13 protein-coding genes and 2 other RNA genes are annotated in these 17,338 nt (G+C 58.8%); 8 read left to right on the top strand and 7 right to left on the bottom strand.

What is annotated here, in order from left to right:
* Window positions 1-63 precede the first annotated feature (63 nt).
* A complete protein-coding gene (locus tag ASC96_RS30430) occupies window positions 64-297 on the top strand; it encodes a DUF6429 family protein (RefSeq protein WP_060506784.1) in 234 nt (77 codons plus the stop codon).
* Here ASC96_RS30430 and ASC96_RS30425 read toward each other — a convergent pair.
* From ASC96_RS30425 to ASC96_RS30415, 3 genes are read right to left on the bottom strand one after another with little or no spacing between them, the layout of a single operon-like run.
* The gene (locus tag ASC96_RS30425; RefSeq protein ID WP_060506783.1) at window positions 278-1,978 is read right to left on the bottom strand and encodes an IS66 family transposase; all 1,701 of its coding nucleotides are present in this window, start codon (window positions 1,976-1,978) and stop codon (window positions 278-280) included. The two genes, ASC96_RS30430 and ASC96_RS30425, sit on opposite strands and share 20 nt — an antisense overlap.
* Before the next feature lie 45 nt (window positions 1,979-2,023).
* Window positions 2,024-2,362, bottom strand: coding sequence for an IS66 family insertion sequence element accessory protein TnpB (tnpB, locus tag ASC96_RS30420; RefSeq protein WP_082512330.1), 339 nt, complete (start codon window positions 2,360-2,362; stop codon window positions 2,024-2,026).
* Window positions 2,363-2,373: 11 nt separating this feature from the next.
* Window positions 2,374-2,820 carry a transposase gene (locus ASC96_RS30415; protein WP_082512325.1) on the bottom strand — a complete coding sequence of 149 codons (447 nt, stop codon included), beginning with the start codon at window positions 2,818-2,820 and terminating at the stop codon, window positions 2,374-2,376.
* Window positions 2,821-3,210: 390 nt separating this feature from the next.
* Here ASC96_RS30415 and ASC96_RS30410 point away from each other — a divergent pair, with 390 nt between their 5' ends.
* The 7 genes from ASC96_RS30410 to ASC96_RS30380 all read left to right on the top strand — a co-directional run bounded on the left by ASC96_RS30410 (window position 3,211) and on the right by ASC96_RS30380 (window position 7,350).
* Entirely contained in the window at window positions 3,211-4,842 is a 1,632-nt protein-coding gene (locus ASC96_RS30410) for a tyrosine-type recombinase/integrase (RefSeq protein WP_060506781.1), read from the top strand.
* Window positions 4,842-5,312, top strand: coding sequence for a hypothetical protein (locus ASC96_RS33120; protein WP_060506780.1), 471 nt, complete (start codon window positions 4,842-4,844; stop codon window positions 5,310-5,312). The genes ASC96_RS30410 and ASC96_RS33120 overlap by 1 nt, the downstream gene beginning before the upstream one ends.
* Window positions 5,305-5,660, top strand: a transfer-messenger RNA (tmRNA) gene (ssrA, locus tag ASC96_RS30400). The genes ASC96_RS33120 and ssrA (ASC96_RS30400) overlap by 8 nt, the downstream gene beginning before the upstream one ends.
* A 75-nt stretch (window positions 5,661-5,735) precedes the next feature.
* Window positions 5,736-6,106: a transfer-messenger RNA gene (ssrA, locus tag ASC96_RS30395) on the top strand.
* Between the two features lie 163 nt (window positions 6,107-6,269).
* Entirely contained in the window at window positions 6,270-6,800 is a 531-nt protein-coding gene (locus ASC96_RS30390; protein WP_060506779.1) for an SspB family protein, read from the top strand.
* 25 nt (window positions 6,801-6,825) lie between these two features.
* A complete protein-coding gene (locus tag ASC96_RS30385) occupies window positions 6,826-7,029 on the top strand; it encodes a DUF4169 family protein (RefSeq protein ID WP_060506778.1) in 204 nt (67 codons plus the stop codon).
* A 93-nt stretch (window positions 7,030-7,122) separates the two neighbouring features.
* A complete protein-coding gene (locus tag ASC96_RS30380) occupies window positions 7,123-7,350 on the top strand; it encodes a ribbon-helix-helix domain-containing protein (protein WP_060506809.1) in 228 nt (75 codons plus the stop codon).
* A 43-nt stretch (window positions 7,351-7,393) separates the two neighbouring features.
* On the opposite strand, the gene ASC96_RS30375 is transcribed toward ASC96_RS30380, so the two are convergent.
* From ASC96_RS30375 to ASC96_RS30360, 4 genes are all read right to left on the bottom strand, one after another.
* Window positions 7,394-11,152, bottom strand: a complete 3,759-nt coding sequence (locus ASC96_RS30375; RefSeq protein ID WP_082512323.1) for an AsmA-like C-terminal region-containing protein — start codon at window positions 11,150-11,152, stop codon at window positions 7,394-7,396.
* Between the two features lie 83 nt (window positions 11,153-11,235).
* Entirely contained in the window at window positions 11,236-12,645 is a 1,410-nt protein-coding gene (locus tag ASC96_RS30370; protein ID WP_060506777.1) for an FAD-linked oxidase C-terminal domain-containing protein, read from the bottom strand.
* 225 nt (window positions 12,646-12,870) lie between these two features.
* A complete protein-coding gene (locus ASC96_RS30365) occupies window positions 12,871-16,011 on the bottom strand; it encodes an efflux RND transporter permease subunit (protein ID WP_060506776.1) in 3,141 nt (1,046 codons plus the stop codon).
* Entirely contained in the window at window positions 16,008-17,225 is a 1,218-nt protein-coding gene (locus ASC96_RS30360; RefSeq protein ID WP_060506775.1) for an efflux RND transporter periplasmic adaptor subunit, read from the bottom strand. The genes ASC96_RS30365 and ASC96_RS30360 overlap by 4 nt, the downstream gene beginning before the upstream one ends.
* Between the last annotated feature and the right edge of the window lie 113 nt (window positions 17,226-17,338).

Here is a 17,338-nt window from a genome sequence, read left to right as displayed (position 1 = left end):
CTGGACGTATCCATCCGAGCAGGGCCGCAGGATTTTGGGCGCCGCGCGTGGTAACGTCGGTTGATGGAGATCGATGAGGACAAGATCGACGATGCCGTTTTGGCGCTGTTATGGCTGACGCTGCATAACGAGCGTTGTGCTTGGAAGGGCTTCGACTGGGCAACGACGGATCGGCTTCACAAGAAGGGCATGATCGGCGACCCAGTCAACAAGTCGAAGTCATTGATCCTGACTGATGAAGGCTTGGAGCGTTCGGAAGCGTTGTTCCGGGAGCTGTTTACGCGGCGGCCGCAATAGCCATCCCTTTGTGTGACTTCCAGTGCCAAGGCAGCAGTTCGTGCAGGCGGGAGACAGGAAGATCGGCGATGCGGGCGAACACATCGGCGAGCCACGCCTTTGGGTCGACGTCGTTGAGACGGCAGGTCGTGATAACGGAGAGCATGATGGCGGCACGATCGGCCCCACGCTGGGAGCCGGCGAAGGTCCAGTTTCGACGCCCGAGTGCAATTCCTCTCAGAGCGCGCTCGGCCGTATTGTTCGTGAGACAAATCCGGCCATCGTCGAGGAAACGCGCAAAACCATCCCATCGCTTCAGCATGTAATCGATCGGCTCGATCACCTCGGACGATTTGCTGAGCGTGGCGCGCTCCCGTTTCAGCCACTCGTGCATGTCATCGAACAGCGGCTTGCTCTTTTCCTGCCGCGCGGCCAATCGTTCTGCGGCGCTCAATCCATTGATCTCGCGTTCGATCTCAAACAGCGCATCGTACCGTTGGACGGCTTCCAGGGCGATCGGCGAGATCGGCTTGCCTTTACGTTTGCGGTCGCGGGCACTTTTCTGGATGTCGGCCAGCTCAAAGAATTTGCGCCGCGCGTGCGCATGGCAAAAGGCGAAGGTGATCGGTACCGCTTTCTTTTCGGCGACACTGAGCGGTTCGAAGCCATTGTAACAATCACTCTGCAGAATGCCGCCAAACCCGGCCAGGTGCTTCTGCGGGTGCTCGCCACGGCGGTCGCTCGACGCATAGTATATGGCCGCCGGCGCTGCCGCCCCGCCGTAGGGCCGGTCATCGCACACATACGTCCATATTCGCCCGGTCGTGCATTTGGCTTTGGCCTGGATGGGAATGGTGGTGTCGTCGCCAAAAAGGCGTTCGGCCGCGAAGACATGCGCCTCGATCAGATCAAAGATCGGCAGGAGCGCGGCCGTTCCATACCCGACCTGGTCGGCCAGCGTCGAGGTCGAAAGCTCGATGCCCTCGCATTTGAACCGGGTGCTCTGGCGGTTGAGCGGACTATGCATGCCGAACTTATCGAACAGGATCGTCGCCAGCAGATGAGGACCGATGAAGCCACGCGGCGTGGCATGGAACGGCGCCGGCGGCTGGCTGATCGCCTCGCAGTCACGGCAGGTAAATTTCTCCCGCACCGTCTCGATCACTTTGAACCGGCGCGGAACCTCCTCGAGCGTCTCAGTGACGTCCTCGCCCAGTTTCGACAGGCGCGACCCGCCGCAGCAGGCACAGGTGACTGGGGGATCGATCACCACGCGCTCACGCTCGATATCCTCCGGCCACGGCTTTCGGACCGGTCGTTTGCGGGTGAACGGACGCACGCTCGAGGTCTTGGCGGCAGCGACCTGCGCTGCAACCTCATCCTCCGTCGCCGCCATCACCAGTTCTTCGAGCTGCAATTCCATCTGGTCGATCAGGCGCGCCGTGCGCTCGGATCGCCGGCCGCGCAGTTCGCGCCTCAGCTTTTCGATCGCCAGTTCCAAGCTGGCGATCAGTGCCTCGCTGTCGGACAGCATGGCCTGCGCATTGGCGGCTTGCGCCACCGCAACGTCCCGTTCGGCGACGACGGTATCGCGCTCGGCGACAATGACATCACGTTCAGTCTGTAACATCTCACGCTCGGAAAGCAGCGCCAGATAGGCGCTCGCAAGGTCCGCAGGAAGATCCACAGGCTTCGAGGTCATGAAGCCATTCGATCAGATTYACTYAATATTTTCAATGTAATAATGCTATCCGACCCGTGTCGGACGCCAAGTTTCCTGCGGATTGCGCCAGTCGATCCCGGACAACAAATAGGACAATTGTGCCGGTGAGATCGCTACCGCCCCGCCCTCCATATTCGGCCAGATAAACCGGCCCTTCTCCAGCCGCCGGGTAAAAAGGCAGGCGCCCAGACCATCATGCCAGATGATTTTCAAAATATCCGATCTGCGCCCCCTGAAGACGAAGAGGTGCCCTGAGAACGGATCATGCTTCAGAACCTCCTGCACCCGAAGCGCCAGAGAGGGAAAGCCACAGCGCATGTCCGTATACCCCGTCGAAAGCCAGACCTTGACCCCTGTTCCCATCGGAAACGGATTCACCGCAGCGCCTCCAGTCCGCGCAGGATCCGAAGCAACGCTTCAACGTCGACATCGCGCCCCACAATCACACGGCGACCATTGGCGCTGACAACCTCCATAAGCCCACTTTGTGTCGTCGAAGAATTGGTCGGCTTAACAACCGGCATGCCTGGCTCCGGGACCAACAGTGCAGGAATAAACCCTTCAGTCCCCCGGCCATTGCCGAGCCGTCCCTCGCGAGCTGCTTTACGCCAATCATTCAACTGAAAGCGTGTGATCCCATGGCGACGTGCTGTTGCCGTGACCTGACGCGGGGCGGAATAACTCTCCGCCACGATCGCAAGTTTGGCCTCCTTGCTGAAACGGCGACGCCGCCCGCTATCGACAATCTCCATGCGGCTAACTTGCGGCCGCTTCTCTATCGTTAAATCCACGGTTCTCACACTGTCTATATTGACGTCCATATAGACAGAGCATCCAGTTCGCCTCACTTCTTAGCAAGGCGGCCCTCCTCGGATGCGTACTGTCTCGGGCCCTCCTCGGATGCGTACTGTCTCGTGGTACCGGGAAAATCGATCCCGAGAGAACGTCTAACGAAGCGAGGCTGGAAGCCGGTGGTCGCGGGCGATACCGCCGGCGCGGCAATCCACGGTTCTCACACTGTCTATATTGACGTCCATATAGACAGAGCATCCAGTTCGCCTCACTTCTTAGCAAGGCGGCCCTCCTCGGATGCGTACCTTAAACCTCCATATGATCCAGATTTTGAGGTCATTCCCGGCTCCAGATTCGGCCAGAACACATGGAGCTTTCCTAGAAGCTCGTTACCTGCTGGCCATAGAGGCCGACCTGACATGGATTTTGAGGTTGAACGCGTAGTTTCCGGCAAGAGGTGGTTAGCTCTAACGCCGATTACGCACGCTCTCTTAATCCAACAACTTAAGGAGGTGATGGTTGCGATGATGTTTTCACGGAATCTACTTCCTGGACGTATCGAGGCGGCAAAGCCGCTAACAATTCTCCGACAATTCCAACCGCTGTCGCAGTTGTTCACAAACTTTGCGGCAGAAGGCGTCGTTTCCCTCGGACAAATTGATCAGTGGCTGTTAGATCGTGTCTTCTCCCTCCTACCTGTCACCGAAAAATCGCACGCAGCCATGATCGCCCATTTCAGCGACCTTAACACTCTAACTGATCTCGGAATGATTACGGCGAGCTTCTCAATTCCAAATGTATCCATCCAAACGAAAAGGTTGGCGGAGGACACGGAACGGCAAACGGGAGCTAGGACGTTACATGAGGACGAGACCAGCCACATCCTCTCGTGCTCTCGCGCATATATCGAGTCTGCCTCAACTATTGCGGATCAACTAATTGCTCGACGCAAAGGTCTAATGTCTTCTAGTGCACTCGTGGAATGGTCCTACCAGAATTTGCCGGTGACGCAGGGCCTAAGTAAACGCAACATCGAAGGGCAGCTAACCTGGTTGATCAAAATCTCCGCGTATCAAATCCTCGTTTTTCATCTGGGCTCGCGTGCCTCGGAGGGACTAAGCCTAACGAAAGACGCAATCTTCGCGACGAAGGACAAACAGCAAAGATATCGAGCGTTTGTTCGGTTGATTATATTTAAGGGCACCAAGACAGGCAGTCCTCGGACTTACAGAGTTCATCCGTACCTCCTTCGTGTCGATGCAGCATTGAAATCGCTAGCGAACGCTATTGGTCGGTCATCAGACGAGATAGTTTTTTCAAAGCGTGGGCAGGACGAGGAAGTCGCGACTAACTCGCTCAATGATCGTATTAAGCGATTCGCAAAGATGCACGGCGCTCCGACCGATGTCTCAAGTCATTCCGGCCGCTTTACACTTGCGGACGTAGTGGCTCAATCCGCCGACAATCCATTTGCCGCGATCCAGTATCAATTAGGACATTCCTACATTGCGGAGTCGGTAGCGTATGGGATGCACGGGCCGAGTGGCTCGGAAATGCGGAGCGCCGGTATTAGGGCGATGGCCAACGGGATAAATTCTTTTGTCGAACGGTGCCTTGACGAACCTGAACTCGGCGGCATTCACGGCCTCGCAATCTCGGAGGCACTAAACAAAGGCGTCGACGGAGAGGAGCTTAAGCGACAAATGAAAGGCCTAGGGATATTTCCCCTAAAAATTGGTGTCGACCGCTACTGCGTCAAACAAGGTCATGCAAGGGGCGCGTGCTCTGCAGTCACTGGGGATGACCTTCCAGAAACGGAGTATTGCGAAGCGGACTGCCAGTTTCAAGCGCAGTTTGCATCTCACCGTATTCGTTGGGAAAAATTTATCGCGAAGGCTCCCCGGTATTACGCCGATCCCAGCGTGTCGACATTCGAAAAAATTAAAGCGTCTGACGAGCTGCTCAAAAACGTATCTGCTTGGCCGCAGCTACGACCAGCGTTTAGCCGCCTGCTAATTGACAACCCTGAGATTTCGAAGTGGTTCACCTAATGCCTGAGAAAAACCATACACAATCGGTGAAGCTGGCATTGACCGCAAAAGCACGATCAGACCAAAGCGTCGCTCGAATCCAGTCATTTAAACTGCAATTGGCGGATAAATTACGCAAAGGAATTCTTTCGCAGAGCGATGCTGATCAATTGGGCCTTGCCAGCTTTTGCCGTCAGGCAGGAGTGGGTGAGAACTTCCTCAACGGTCCTCTTTACAAGGACAGCTTGAAAAATGACATTAAGCTTTTCATCGCCAGGATAAAAGCCAGTTATATCGAAAAGCAAAAGGAGGGGCACAGCAGGCTTTCCGCTGAGCACACGCAAGCCGATACAGAGGTTGCTCTGAATCGGCTAAAAGACATGCTGCACGCGGCCCGCATCCAATTGCACGCGAAACGGCAGATCATCAAATCGCTCTCCCAACGCAACTCTCCCACGGTGGTAAGTCTGAAACCCAAAGCCCCCCCTTGATATGCACGTCAACAAGCCATATGTCATAAGTGCTCCTTCGGGAGACATGGTGCTAAACCTTTTGTGCAATAGGCATGCAGGACGCGGCTTCGATGCCGCCGCCTCCACCAAGCAACTTGATGATCGTTTCATCAGCGAATGGGGGCGACATGGGATCGACTGGTGTTGAAAGACAAAAGCTGTACTCGGCATGATACCGCCGTTATCGGGTCACAATAGTAGTTGCAAACGACAACTATGCGGAAGCTCGTCTCGCTGCTTAATCGCAGTGTGACACTTCAAATCAAGTCCTAAGGGGTCGCACTCTTAGGCGGGGTTCGGAGGTACCTGGCAACAGAAACCTCCACTTCTCCTTTCCTTTGCTTCGGTAAGCTGGCGTACTCGCCCTTTCTTCGGCTCCTCGCTTGTGGCTAGTGGCTACGTCGACTAAATTTAGTTCACGAGAATAGTCATTTCGGCCTTGCAACACAGCGGGTTTCGCTGTCGACTAAATAATCTGTGGTCATATAAAGTTCGGTACCCGGCGCCTCCACCAAAAACCGGTCGAAACGGCTTCAGTGCCACAGACGACAGACCGGCTTTTGATGGGGGCGAAATAGGATCGACAAGGGTGTAAAGATCGACTTTTTGCTCGGCATTGTACCACCGTTATCGGGCTAAAATTGTAGTTGCAAACGACAACTATGCGGAAGCTCGTCTCGCTGCTTAATCGCAGTGTGACACTTCAAATCAAGCCCTTCCGGTTCGCACCGTAAGGCGGGGTTCGGAGGTACCTGGCAACAGAAACCTCCACTTCTCCCACCTTGACACCATTCCTCTCCCGCTCGACGCCGCCTTCTCGGCTGCCTTGAAATGATCTATAAATGATGCAAATGACTCGTATATCAGGACTTTCCTGCGTACAGAGCAAATGGCATAAGTGTGACAGAGTTGAGTTACAAGAAAGACGGGGATCTTATGGGCCAAGACCATATCCGCTACGACATTCTGGCGCAGGATGCGCTTCGCAGCGTCATTCGCAAGGTCCTGATCGAAGTCGCAGCCACCGGTGCCCTTCCCGGCGACCATCATTTCTTCATCACCTTCCTCACCGGCGCGCCCGGCGTGCGCATTTCCCAGCATCTGAAGGCCAAGTATGCCGAGCAGATGACAATCGTCGTGCAGCATCAGTTCTGGGACCTGAAGGTCACCGAAACGCTGTTCGAAATCGGCCTGTCGTTCTCGGACACGCCGGAAAAGCTGGTGATCCCGTTCAACGCGATCCGCGGCTTCTACGATCCGTCCGTCAACTTCGAGCTTGAATTCGATGTCGCGGCCTTCGACGAAGAAGAGACCGCTGAAATCACCGCCTACCCTGTCGCAGCCGCAGAAAAATCCGGCGAGCAGGATACCGAAGCCAATGCTGGAGACGCTGGCAAGACCGGCGATGACGGCAAGAAGGAAGGCGGATCGGTGGTTTCACTGGATTCCTTCCGCAAGAAGAACTGAAAACCCAACTTCGGACAGGCTCATCATGACCGGCGACGTCGTTAATCTCCGTCAGTTCCGCAAGCAAAAGGCGCGGACGGAGAAGGACAAGTCGGCGGATCAGAACCGGATTTCCTTTGGGCGGACGAAAGCCGAAAAGCAACTGACCAAGGCGCTCAACGACAAGGCCAATAAAGCGCTCGACCAGGGAAAGCGCGAGACACCGGCGGAACCGGACAACGGGAAGTAACCGCCTCGCCCGCACGAAAACCCACAATCCGTTTGAAAATCAACAGATAAGCCCATTTTCCGGAATCACTTTCAGACGGATGTGATTCAACTTCTGAGGCGCATTGTGATCCGCAAGCATTCGGCGACACTGCATGGCCACCGCACCAGCTTCTCGCTGGAGGAACCATTCTGGCAGGAACTGAAGACGATCGCCGAAGACCGCCAAATCCCGCTTGCGCAGTTGATTGCCGAGATCGATGATGGACGCGCAGCCGAGAGCAATCTTTCCTCGGCGCTCAGGGTTTATGTCCTGACCTGGATCAAAGCCAGCAGGCGGTGAGCCAGGCATCGGCGCCGCCTCGCCTGTCAGTGCCATTGCAAATTTACTGTGGCCGCACACCCGGCAATACTTCGAAATTAAGCCCTTGCTGCGGTGTCTGGATGACCGGAGGCTGTTCGGCGGGCGTCGTGCCATCCTGCGGCGCGCTGAGTTCCTCGCCCCGGATCACGCCGCCTGTCGGATCGAACGGCGGCAGGTTCTGGCTTTTCTGTTCTTCGGCTTTTCGCGCAGCCTCCTCGGCCGCCTTCTTGTCAGCTTCCGCTTTTTGCCGCGCGGCCTCCTTCGCGGCCAACGCGCGCCGGCGTTGCTCCTCAACCGCCCGCAGGCGTGCCGCCTCACGCTCGGCGGCATTGGCCTTGTAGAGCGCCACTTCCCGGCGCAGCCGCTGCTTTTCAAGCACGTTTGCCTGCAGCGTCTCGACACGGCGGCGCTCGCGCTCGAACGCTCTGAGCGACAGGAAGTTGGACAGGTCGGTTGCGTCGAAGGTCAGGCCAGGCGAATGCAGGAGCCCGGCATAATCAAGGCTCACCTGTGCTTCTGCGCCCGTCAACGCTTCCTCGCCCGGGCGGAAATCGACCGTGACACCGCCAGTCATCCGCTCATCGGGAAAACTGATTTCCAGATTTCCAGACAGATTGGCAGCGGCATCGCCCGCAGTCACGTTCTGAGCCCGCAACGTGCCGCCGGCGATGCTGAACGGCACCGGCACCGCACCCAGGGCCGTCTGCCCGGAAAGCACGAGCTTCTCGGCCAGTGGCTTCACCGATGCCGGCGTGATATCGCCCTCGATCCTGTCCGCGGCCGCCATAATATCGGGCAGCACTGCGCTGTTCAGGCCGTGCACGACAGTGTCGCGTAACGTCGCCGTCCCCGAACCGCTGGCAGATTCAGCCATGGCTTTCGCCGTCTTGCCGGATGCCTCAAGCGCAAGCGTCAGGTCAAACTTCCCCTCGGCAACGGCTGCGCCGCCGGTTTTCCAGACAGCAGCCGCGAGGTCGCCATCTTTGAGGTTGAGCCGCGTCTGGAAGAAGCCGGAGCCATCGCCATTTCCGAGCAGCAGACGGCCTTCGATCTTTCCGCCCAGCCAGTTGCCGGCAATCGTGTCGATCGAAATCTGGTCGCCCTTCCAGGCAAGCTTGCCCGACATGTCGGAGACAGCCCCATAGACGCCAGGCCAGAAGCGCTTGGCGGAGATATCGACTGCGACATCAAACCCGCTCCAGGCCGGCTGGACCACAGGCAGTTCAGACAAATCCCCGCTGGCGCCATCCTGCACGGCGCCAAGGATACCTTCGCCGACCCAGGCCATATCCAGCGTGTCGAGTGCAATCTGTCCCGTCGCCTTGCCCGGCGTTTTCCGGTCGACAGCAAACGTGCCGGAAAATGCGTTGCCATCCGCCTTGCCCTCGATTGCCGAAAAGGTCACCGCATCGGCCGTCGTGGCGACATCTGCCTTCAGTGCCAGCGGCAAGCCGGTTCCCATTTGTGGCAGGCCAATTCCCTGCAGCAGCAGGAATGGCTCGAAATCCTGGCTTTCCAGCGAGATCTTCGATTGACCCGACAGGAAATTGTCGCGCGAAAGATCAATATCGCCGTTCGCCGAAAGTGCCGTGCGCGCCGTCGTGAAGGTCAGACCGGCATTGGCTTTCTGGCCGTCAGTGCCCTGCAGCTTTACCGACAGAATGGCATTCTCATCGGCATCGAACGGCAGCGGATCAAAACCCGCCTGCCCGAGAAGAACCGGCGCCGACGGATTTTCCATCGTCGCCTCCAAGAGGATGCCCTGCCCGGCAAGCGCCTGAGCGATATCGGGCGCCTGGTAATTGGCGGCGATCTTGGTGCCGTTGGCTGAGCCGACAATACCGAACGTCACCGGTGCCTTGCCGTCCTGGCTGCCCGCCGACAGCGTCAGGTCCAGTGCCGCATTGCTGTAATAGGGACCGCTCTTCACCAGCCGTTCCAATGCCGGGTGCGCTTCGGCATGCCGCTCGATCATCTTCAGAAACGGTGTAAGGTCCGGCGATGCCAGCTTCATCTTGGCCGAAATCACCGGCGCGGTCATCTCGCCGCTCATCCGTCCGGACAGGGCAAGCTGCGTGCCGGCGATATTGCCGATCGATACGCGTTCGGCCTGCAGCTGGCCATTCTTCAGCGTCGCCACCAGCTGCACGTCGCTGGCATCCTCGCCGAACGCCGAGAACTTCTCCGCCGAAAGGTCTGCCGCGATCGTGTGCGACAGAAGGGTCGCGGTGGACGCGTCTCCTGCCACGAGGCCAGCCAGCGCCTGCAGTGCTTCCAGATCGATACTGTTGCCTGCGAGTTGCAATGACAGGTTTGGCGGCACGCCCTCCAGCGCCTGCCGCTCGATACGGCCGCGCAGCACGGCGGGACCGGCTGCAACTTCCAGCCGTTCGAACTGCTGCAATATGTCGGTCAGGTTCACCGTCGCCGAAAAACCGGCAGTCTTCAGTTTGCGGATGGCTGGATCGACAGAGCCTGCAAGCCAGGATGCAAGGCCGGAGGGTTGATTGGACGCGACAAGCATCTCACCGCGAAAGGCACGCACCCCTGTCAGCTGCAGCCGTCCCTTTGCCTCAAATTGCGTGCGGCCGGGCAGTTGACCAACGGCATTGTCCACCATCCAGCCTGCCCCGTCAGGCCGCAGGTCAAGGCGCACATCGCGTACGGTCGTATCGCCGACAACGATTGCCGGCAGCTTCAAACTCGCCCTTCCCGGCACCTGCGGGATCGGAATATCGGCTGCGATCGCCATGATCGCCGCAAGCCGCTGGCGCACCGAAATTGCCGGGTCCCGGCCAGTCTTTCCGGCGGCACCCGCATTGCCGATGCGGCTGACATCGATCTGCTGACCGTCGGCCAGAAGCAGGAATTCCTGCTCCTTGCCGGTATCGAGCGTTGCCTCGCCGGTGACCAGATAGGGATCGTCCTTGGGTCCGATTTCCAGCCGGTAGTCCGGAACACGGATGCGTTCATTGGTGAGTTCGAACCCGCCCGTCACCCGTAGCGCTGCCGATTGGTCCTGCGGCTTCTGCGCTTCCGCCGGTTTGTTTTCCGTCAGGGTGAACTTGCCCTGATAGACCGGCTTGAAATCGACGATCTTCAGGTCGCCGTCGAGTTCCACACCGAAAGGCCGCTTATCCGGCGTCAGCCGCGAGCGAAGGCCAAGCGTGCCGGTTTCATCGGCTGCGCTACTGGAAAACGCAAAACTGCCGGCTTCGCCATCAAGCGCAGCACGGCCCTCCATTTTCCACGGACCGGCCAGCGAACGGGCCGAGAGATCAGCCTCCAGCCCGGTGACATGCCGGGTACGGCCGGTCTGTTCGTCGATAAAATCGATCTGGCCACCGGTGATGGCGACGTTTTCAAGGATCACGGTCTTGGCGGGAATGGACGCCTTGCGCCCCCGCGCCCAATCGAGCGTACCATCGGGCAGCAACCTGATCTTCGCCTTGGGCTGCTCCAGCCGCATGTCGAAGATCAGCGCTTCGCCGGAAAGAAAGGGCGCAAGTTCCGCATCCATCGAGAAATGCGCGACCTGGATCAGTGGCTCGCCGGTTTCAGATTGGCCGACACGGACGTCGTTGAGCGTCACCGAGGGAAACGGAATAAGGCGGGCATCGACGCTGCCGTGAACGACAACAGGCTTACCCATGATCCGGCTTGCCTCGCGTTCAAAATCCTTGCGGAAGTCGGTCCAGTCCACGAACAGAGGCGCAATCAGCGCGGCAAACAGCGCCACGACCAGAAGACCACCGACAAAGACCAGAATTCGCGAAAGCACCAGTTGAAAATCCTATCCCATTCGACCGAGGAAGCTAGCGCCGTTCTTGGCACCTACCACTCCTTAACACCCACCCGCCGTTTTCACATGGCAAAAATCTTGCCGGGATTGAAGATATTGCCGGGATCGAGCGCGCGCTTCACCTGCCGCATCAAATCCAGCGCATCTCCAAGTTCGGCTTCGAGAAACGGCATCTTGCCCTGGCCAATGCCGTGTTCACCTGTGCAGGTGCCATCCATGGCCAGAGCCCGCGCATTCAGGCGCGCGACAAAAGCCTCCGCCTTGGCAATATCGGCATCATCCTTGTCATCAAACAGCAGCCCGACATGGAAATTACCATCGCCCGCATGGCCGACGATCGGGGCGATGAGGCCATGCGCGGCAATGTCTTCGTGGGTCGCCTCGACACAATCGGCAAGCCGGGAAATCGGCACACAGACATCGGTGGACAGGATAGCCAGCCCCGGCGCCAGGCTCTTCTGTGCCCAATAGGCGTTGTGCCGCGCTTTCCACAGCGCATTGCGCTCCTCGGTATTGGCGGTCCACTGGAATTCGGAACTGCCGAATTCAGCGGCAATCTCGGCAAACTGCTTCGATTGCAGTGCGACACTTTCCGCGTTTCCATGAAATTCGACAAACAATGTCGGCGCTTCGGGAAAGGACAGCCCCGAATAGGCATTGCTGGCTTTCATCTGCAAGGCGTCGAGCAGTTCGATGCGCGCTACCGGAATACCCGACTGGATCGTCAGGATCACCGTGTTGCAGGCGTCACCAACCGACGGAAACGAACACACCCCACCGGCGATCAGTTCGGGAATACCCTGCAGTTTCAGCGTGACCGAGGTCAGGATGCCAAGTGTGCCCTCAGAGCCGACGAACAGGCGGGTGAGATCGTAACCTGCCGACGACTTCTTGGCGCGGTGTGCGGTGCGGATTTCCTTGGCGCCGGCCGTGACCGCAGTCACTGCCAGCACATTGTCCTTCATCGTGCCGTACCGCACCGCATTGGTGCCCGAAGCGCGCGTCGATGCCATGCCACCGATCGAGGCGTTGGCACCGGGGTCGATCGGAAAAAACAGGCCGGTATCGCGCAGATAGACGTTCAACGCCTCCCGTGTGATACCCGGCTGGACGGTACAATCGAAGTCGCTGGCATTGACCTCCAGCACCTTGTCCATGCGGCTCATATCGACGCTGATGCCGCCATGTGGCGCGTTGATATGGCCCTCCAGCGACGAACCGGTACCGAAGGCGATCAACGGAACGCCATGCTCAACGGCAATGGCGACAATCGCTTCGACCTCTTCCGAACTCTCCGGAAAAACGACGGCGTCAGGCAACTGCGCTGGAATATAGGTGGTTGTATGGGCATGCTGGGCACGAATGGCTTGCCCAGTCTGGAATCGATCACCGAACCGCGCAGCCATCAGCGGCAATGCTGCATGAATACCGGTTTCGTTGCGGCTGCCCGCCCTGATCGCTTTCAGCGCCATATCTCTTCCCCGAACGACCGCTCAGCATCGTGGAAATTCTTAGATTTCAACGCTCTACTGTGCAAATCGGAATCACTTTGTCCAGAACCTCATCCGCTACGTAGCGGGTTTAGCAAAGAATTGCGACAAAGTGAGACAGTCCGGACACAGGGGAAAAATAGCCTAGCCGTCCTTGGGCGCAAGATGGGGAAGTTGGCGGTGACCGTGCTGGCCACCGCCGAACACCTATTCCGCAGCTTCCGCCAGTTGCAACGTCTCGGCATGCTGCATCTCGCTCTGCAGTCGCCGCTCTTCATCGACATGCGGCTTGGTAAACCGGGCGATGACCAGGTAGGCGACCGGTGTCAGATAGAGCGTCACGACGGTTGCAAGCCCGAGACCACCGACCAGAACCCAGCCCAGCGCCACGCGGGCCTCGGCACCGGCTCCGCTTGCCAGCACCAGCGGCACGGCACCGACGATAGTGGCGATCATTGTCATCATCACCGGGCGCAGCCGGATATTGGCCGCGTTCTCGATTGCGGAGCGCAGATCCTCGCCCCGGTCGCGCAACTGATTGGCAAATTCGACGATCAGTATGCCATTCTTCGCCATGATACCGACCAGCAGCACAAGCCCGATCTGGCTGTAGATATTGAGCGTATTGCCGGTCAGCAACATGGCGAATACGGCGCAGGCGAGCCCGAGCGGCACGGTCGACATGATGATCAGACCGCTGATCAGGCTTTCGAACTGCGCGGCCAGCACCAGGAAGATGATGACAAGCGCAAACCCGAAGGTCACAAACATGCCGTTGGCATTTTCGTCCAGGGTCGCGGCTTCGGCGAGCGGTACAACGCGCGATCCCGGCGGCAGCAACGGCTCAGCCATCTGTTCGACCATCGTCAACGCATCGCCGAGCGCAATGCCGGAGGTGAGCCCGGCCGACAGCGACACGGAACGAAGCTGCTGTTCGCGCGACAATTGCGGCGCAACGGCTTTTTCCTCGACGGTAGCAATGGTCGACATCGGCACGATCTTGCCGTCACCGGTCTTCAGGAAGATGTTTTGCAGGTCGGTCGGGTCATTGACCGGATTGGTCGTCGACAACAGCTTGACCGGGTAGGCTTCGCCATCGACATAGACGTCGAGCACGCTATTGCCATCGAGCATGGCCTGCAGCGCCGCCGACAGGCCGACAATATCGATACCGAGATCGGATGCCCTTTCGCGGTCGATCGTTACCGACAGCTGCGCCTGGTTGGCCTCGTAGTTCAGCCGGACGTTTTCGAAGCGGCCGCTGTCTTCCATCTGCCGCACCAGCTTGGACGCCGCGTCACCCAGCTTCGCGTAATCGTTACCAACCAACGCCACCTGCAGGCCATTGCCTGCACCGCGAATACCAAGGCTGTTCGGCTGAATCGGGAAGGCGCGGATCGACGGAATATTTGCGGTTATCTTGGTAATATCGGCGGAAATCTGCTGTTGCGTGCGGTCGCGGTCGCCCCAGGGCGCCAGCGTCAGCACCATGAAGCCGGTATTGACCGAGCCACCTTGGCCGGACACGGAGAAGACATTGGCAATCTCGCCATTATCGACCAACGGCTTTAGGCCATCTTCGACCCGGCGCATCTGGGCCTGGGTATACTCCAGCGATACGCCCTGTGGCGCCTGGATCCGCACCATGATGCGCGACCGGTCCTCGGTCGGCGTCAGCTCGGATTTCAACAGCGTAAAGGCGCCACCACCGGCCGCCGTCACCATGATCGCGACCATGAAGACGATCAGCGGCGAATTGAGACAGGCGCGAAGCGTGCGCTTGTAGAAGGCTGCCGCGAGCGCACCGATCCGGCCCATGAAACCGGTATGGCCACGGTTCTCGGCATGCGGTTTCAGCATACGCGATGCCAGCATCGGGCAGAGCGTCAGCGACACGAAGGCTGATAGGAGGATGGCAAAAGCCAGCACGAAGCCAAATTCGCGGAACAACCCGCCGGTCTGTCCCGGCAGGAATGACAGTGGCACGAACACGGCCGCAAGCGTCGCCGTGGTGGCGATAACGGCAAAGAACACTTCGAGCGTTCCAAGCACGGCGGCAGCCCGCGGCCCCATGCCCTCGCCCCGCCGCCGCACGATGTTTTCCAGGACCACGATCGCATCGTCCACCACCAGTCCCGTTGCCAGAACGATGGCGAGAAGCGTGAGGATATTGATCGAGAAGCCGGCCAGGTAGATCGCCGCACAGGTGCCGATCAGTGCGATCGGCATGGTCAGCGTCGGGATGAGCGTCGCCCGCCAGTCGAGCAGGAACATGTAGATGACCAGCGTCACGATGATCACCGATGCAACCAGTGCGATTTCGACTTCGTGGATCGCCCCTTCGATGAACACCGCATCATCGCTGGTGACCTTGAGCTGCGTGCCTGCCGGCAGGATTTCGGCAATGGTCGTCACGGTCCGCTTCACGCCCTCGGAAATATCGAGCGTATTCGACTGCGCTTGCCGGATGATACCAAGGCCGATGCCCTGACGACCGTCCGAGCGCAATGACGACGTGCCTATGTCCGGGCCGAGCGTCACCGTGGCGATATCGCCGAGACGGACATTGTCGCCGAGGATGAGGTTTTCGAACTGTTCCGGCGTTTGCAGGTCGGCGGTGGCGCGCACCGAAATGTCTTGATTGGCGCTGGTCAAAGACCCCGCCGGCACGTCAAGCGACGCGCTGGCAAGGCCTGAGCGCAAATTGGCAACCGTCAGGCCACGGCTGGCAAGCTTCGACTGATTGATGTCGATGCGGAAAATCTTTTCCTGATCGCCGTTGATCTGCACATCGGCGACTCCCTCGACGGCGGCAAGCCGGTCGGTAATCTCGTTTTCGGCCAAAAGCGTCAGATCTTCCATCGACAGCGTGTCAGACGTCAGCGCCAGGCGCATGATCGGTTGACTGTCGGCATCGGCCTTGACGATGCGCGGCTCGTCGGCATCCTCCGGCAACTGGTTGCTGACCCGGCCAAGTGCATCGCGGATATCGTTGGAAGCCTGGCCGATATCCGTCGTGTCGGAAAACTGCAACGTCACGCGGCTTTGCGCATATTGCGACGTCGAGGAAATATCCTTGATGCCCTGCACGCGCGAAACCGCGCCTTCGATCACCGACGTCAGCTCGCGGTCCACCGTTTCCGGTGAGGCACCGTCGAAGTGGGTACTGACCGAGACCACCGGCTGGTCCACCTGTGGCAATTCGCGGATTTCAATACCGTTCAACGCGGCAAGACCCGCGACGATGATCAAGGTATTAACGACAAGCGCAAAAATCGGCCGACGAATAAAAAGTGCCGTGAAGCCAGCTGTACTACCCGCACCCTTATGCTGCGAACCGCCACTCATTTCGCAGTCTCCGCCTCGGAGATCTTCTGTTCCTGATCACTCTGCTGTGGTTTCTGCTTTTGTTGGCGCGGCTCTCCGGCAAGGCGAACGGTGCCGCCATCACGCAACCGCTGCACGCCCTCGACCACAACATCATCGCCCTTGGTCAGTTTTGCATCGACCAAAACCTTGTCGGAATTGCGCTGGATGATCTTGACCGGAACACGGTGCGATTTCTCATCTTCGACACGCCAGACGAAGGATCCGTCGGCGCTCCACTGGATCGCCAGCGGATTGACCGTCGGATAGTGATCGCCGGGAAACCGAACCGACACCGAAAATGACATGCCGGCCCGCAGCGTATCATCGGGATTGTCGATCCGCGCCCGGACCCGCAGCGTCCGGCTCGCCTGATCGACACGGTTGTCGATCGCGTCGATGACGCCCGAAAGCTCCGAGGTCGGCAGCGCGATGGCAGTAGCCGAAATATCCTGGCCAACCGAGACCTTGGTCGAAAACCGCTCCGGCACCCAGAAATCGACGAGAATCTGCGAACGGTCATCAACCACGGCGATCGGCGTCGAGGTGGTGACATAGTCCCCGGGATGGGCAGTGATGATACCGACGATACCGCCGGAAGGTGCAACGATGTCGCGGCGCTTCAGGTCGAGTTCCGCCGTCTGCAGCGCAAGCTCAGCCGCCTGCATGGCAAATTCGGCTTCACGCAGGATGGCAACCGAGACGGCATTGCCAAGCTTGCGGTTGCGCTCGACCTTTTCACGGGCGCTATCAAGGGCGACCTTGGCTTGCGCGGCAGCGATCTTCTGCTCGTCGCTGTCAAGCTTGGCGATGACCTGCCCCTTTTCGATGCGGTCGCCGGATTTCACCAGAATTTCCGTCAGATTACCGGTCGCAAGCGGTGTGACGCTGACCGACAGGATGGCCTCGCCGGTGCCGATGGCATTCAGCCGATCGTTGACAACAGCCGTATCGGCTGGCTGGGTGACGACAAGCGGCGCACCACCGCCCTGACCGCGCCCCTGGCTCCGGCCAGCCTGCCCTTGTGCTTCACCCTGCTTGGCACCGTCCGCCGGTTTCGCGACATAAGCCAGCAATTGCTCGGGCACGCCCACCTTGGCCAGCATTGCAGTGGCACCCGGCACGAAGCGAACCCAGACGCCAAGGCCGACGGCAAGAATGACCAGGCAGATCAAAAGCTGCTTCCAAAGCCGCATGCAAAACTCCAATTGATTAAGCGGGTTTCGGCCACACTGGCGCGCGAACCCCGTTCCTGCGGCAACTATCCCTTTTTGCTGCATTGCAGGCAATGCTAGAATGCCTTCATTAC

This window comes from Rhizobium sp. Root1204 (assembly GCF_001424965.1).
Taxonomy (GTDB): Bacteria; Pseudomonadota; Alphaproteobacteria; order Rhizobiales; family Rhizobiaceae; genus Pararhizobium.
The sequence above is the reverse complement of the archived record's forward strand: the minus strand, read 5'-3'. Positions and strand labels throughout refer to the sequence as shown.

Bases quoted from the DNA above. Each gene is read 5' to 3' on its own strand.
- ASC96_RS30415 (WP_082512325.1), bottom strand. From the start codon at position 2,820: ATGGACGTCAATATAGACAGTGTGAGAACCGTGGATTTAACGATAGAG.
- ASC96_RS30390 (WP_060506779.1), top strand. From the start codon at position 6,270: ATGGGCCAAGACCATATCCGCTACGACATTCTGGCGCAGGATGCGCTT.
- ASC96_RS33120 (WP_060506780.1), top strand. From the start codon at position 4,842: ATGCCTGAGAAAAACCATACACAATCGGTGAAGCTGGCATTGACCGCA.
- tnpB (WP_082512330.1), bottom strand. From the start codon at position 2,362: ATGGGAACAGGGGTCAAGGTCTGGCTTTCGACGGGGTATACGGACATG.
- ASC96_RS30425 (WP_060506783.1), bottom strand. From the start codon at position 1,978: ATGACCTCGAAGCCTGTGGATCTTCCTGCGGACCTTGCGAGCGCCTAT.
- ASC96_RS30360 (WP_060506775.1), bottom strand. From the start codon at position 17,225: ATGCGGCTTTGGAAGCAGCTTTTGATCTGCCTGGTCATTCTTGCCGTC.
- ASC96_RS30410 (WP_060506781.1), top strand. From the start codon at position 3,211: ATGGATTTTGAGGTTGAACGCGTAGTTTCCGGCAAGAGGTGGTTAGCT.
- ASC96_RS30385 (WP_060506778.1), top strand. From the start codon at position 6,826: ATGACCGGCGACGTCGTTAATCTCCGTCAGTTCCGCAAGCAAAAGGCG.
- ASC96_RS30370 (WP_060506777.1), bottom strand. From the start codon at position 12,645: ATGGCGCTGAAAGCGATCAGGGCGGGCAGCCGCAACGAAACCGGTATT.
- ASC96_RS30365 (WP_060506776.1), bottom strand. From the start codon at position 16,011: ATGAGTGGCGGTTCGCAGCATAAGGGTGCGGGTAGTACAGCTGGCTTC.
- ASC96_RS30430 (WP_060506784.1), top strand. From the start codon at position 64: ATGGAGATCGATGAGGACAAGATCGACGATGCCGTTTTGGCGCTGTTA.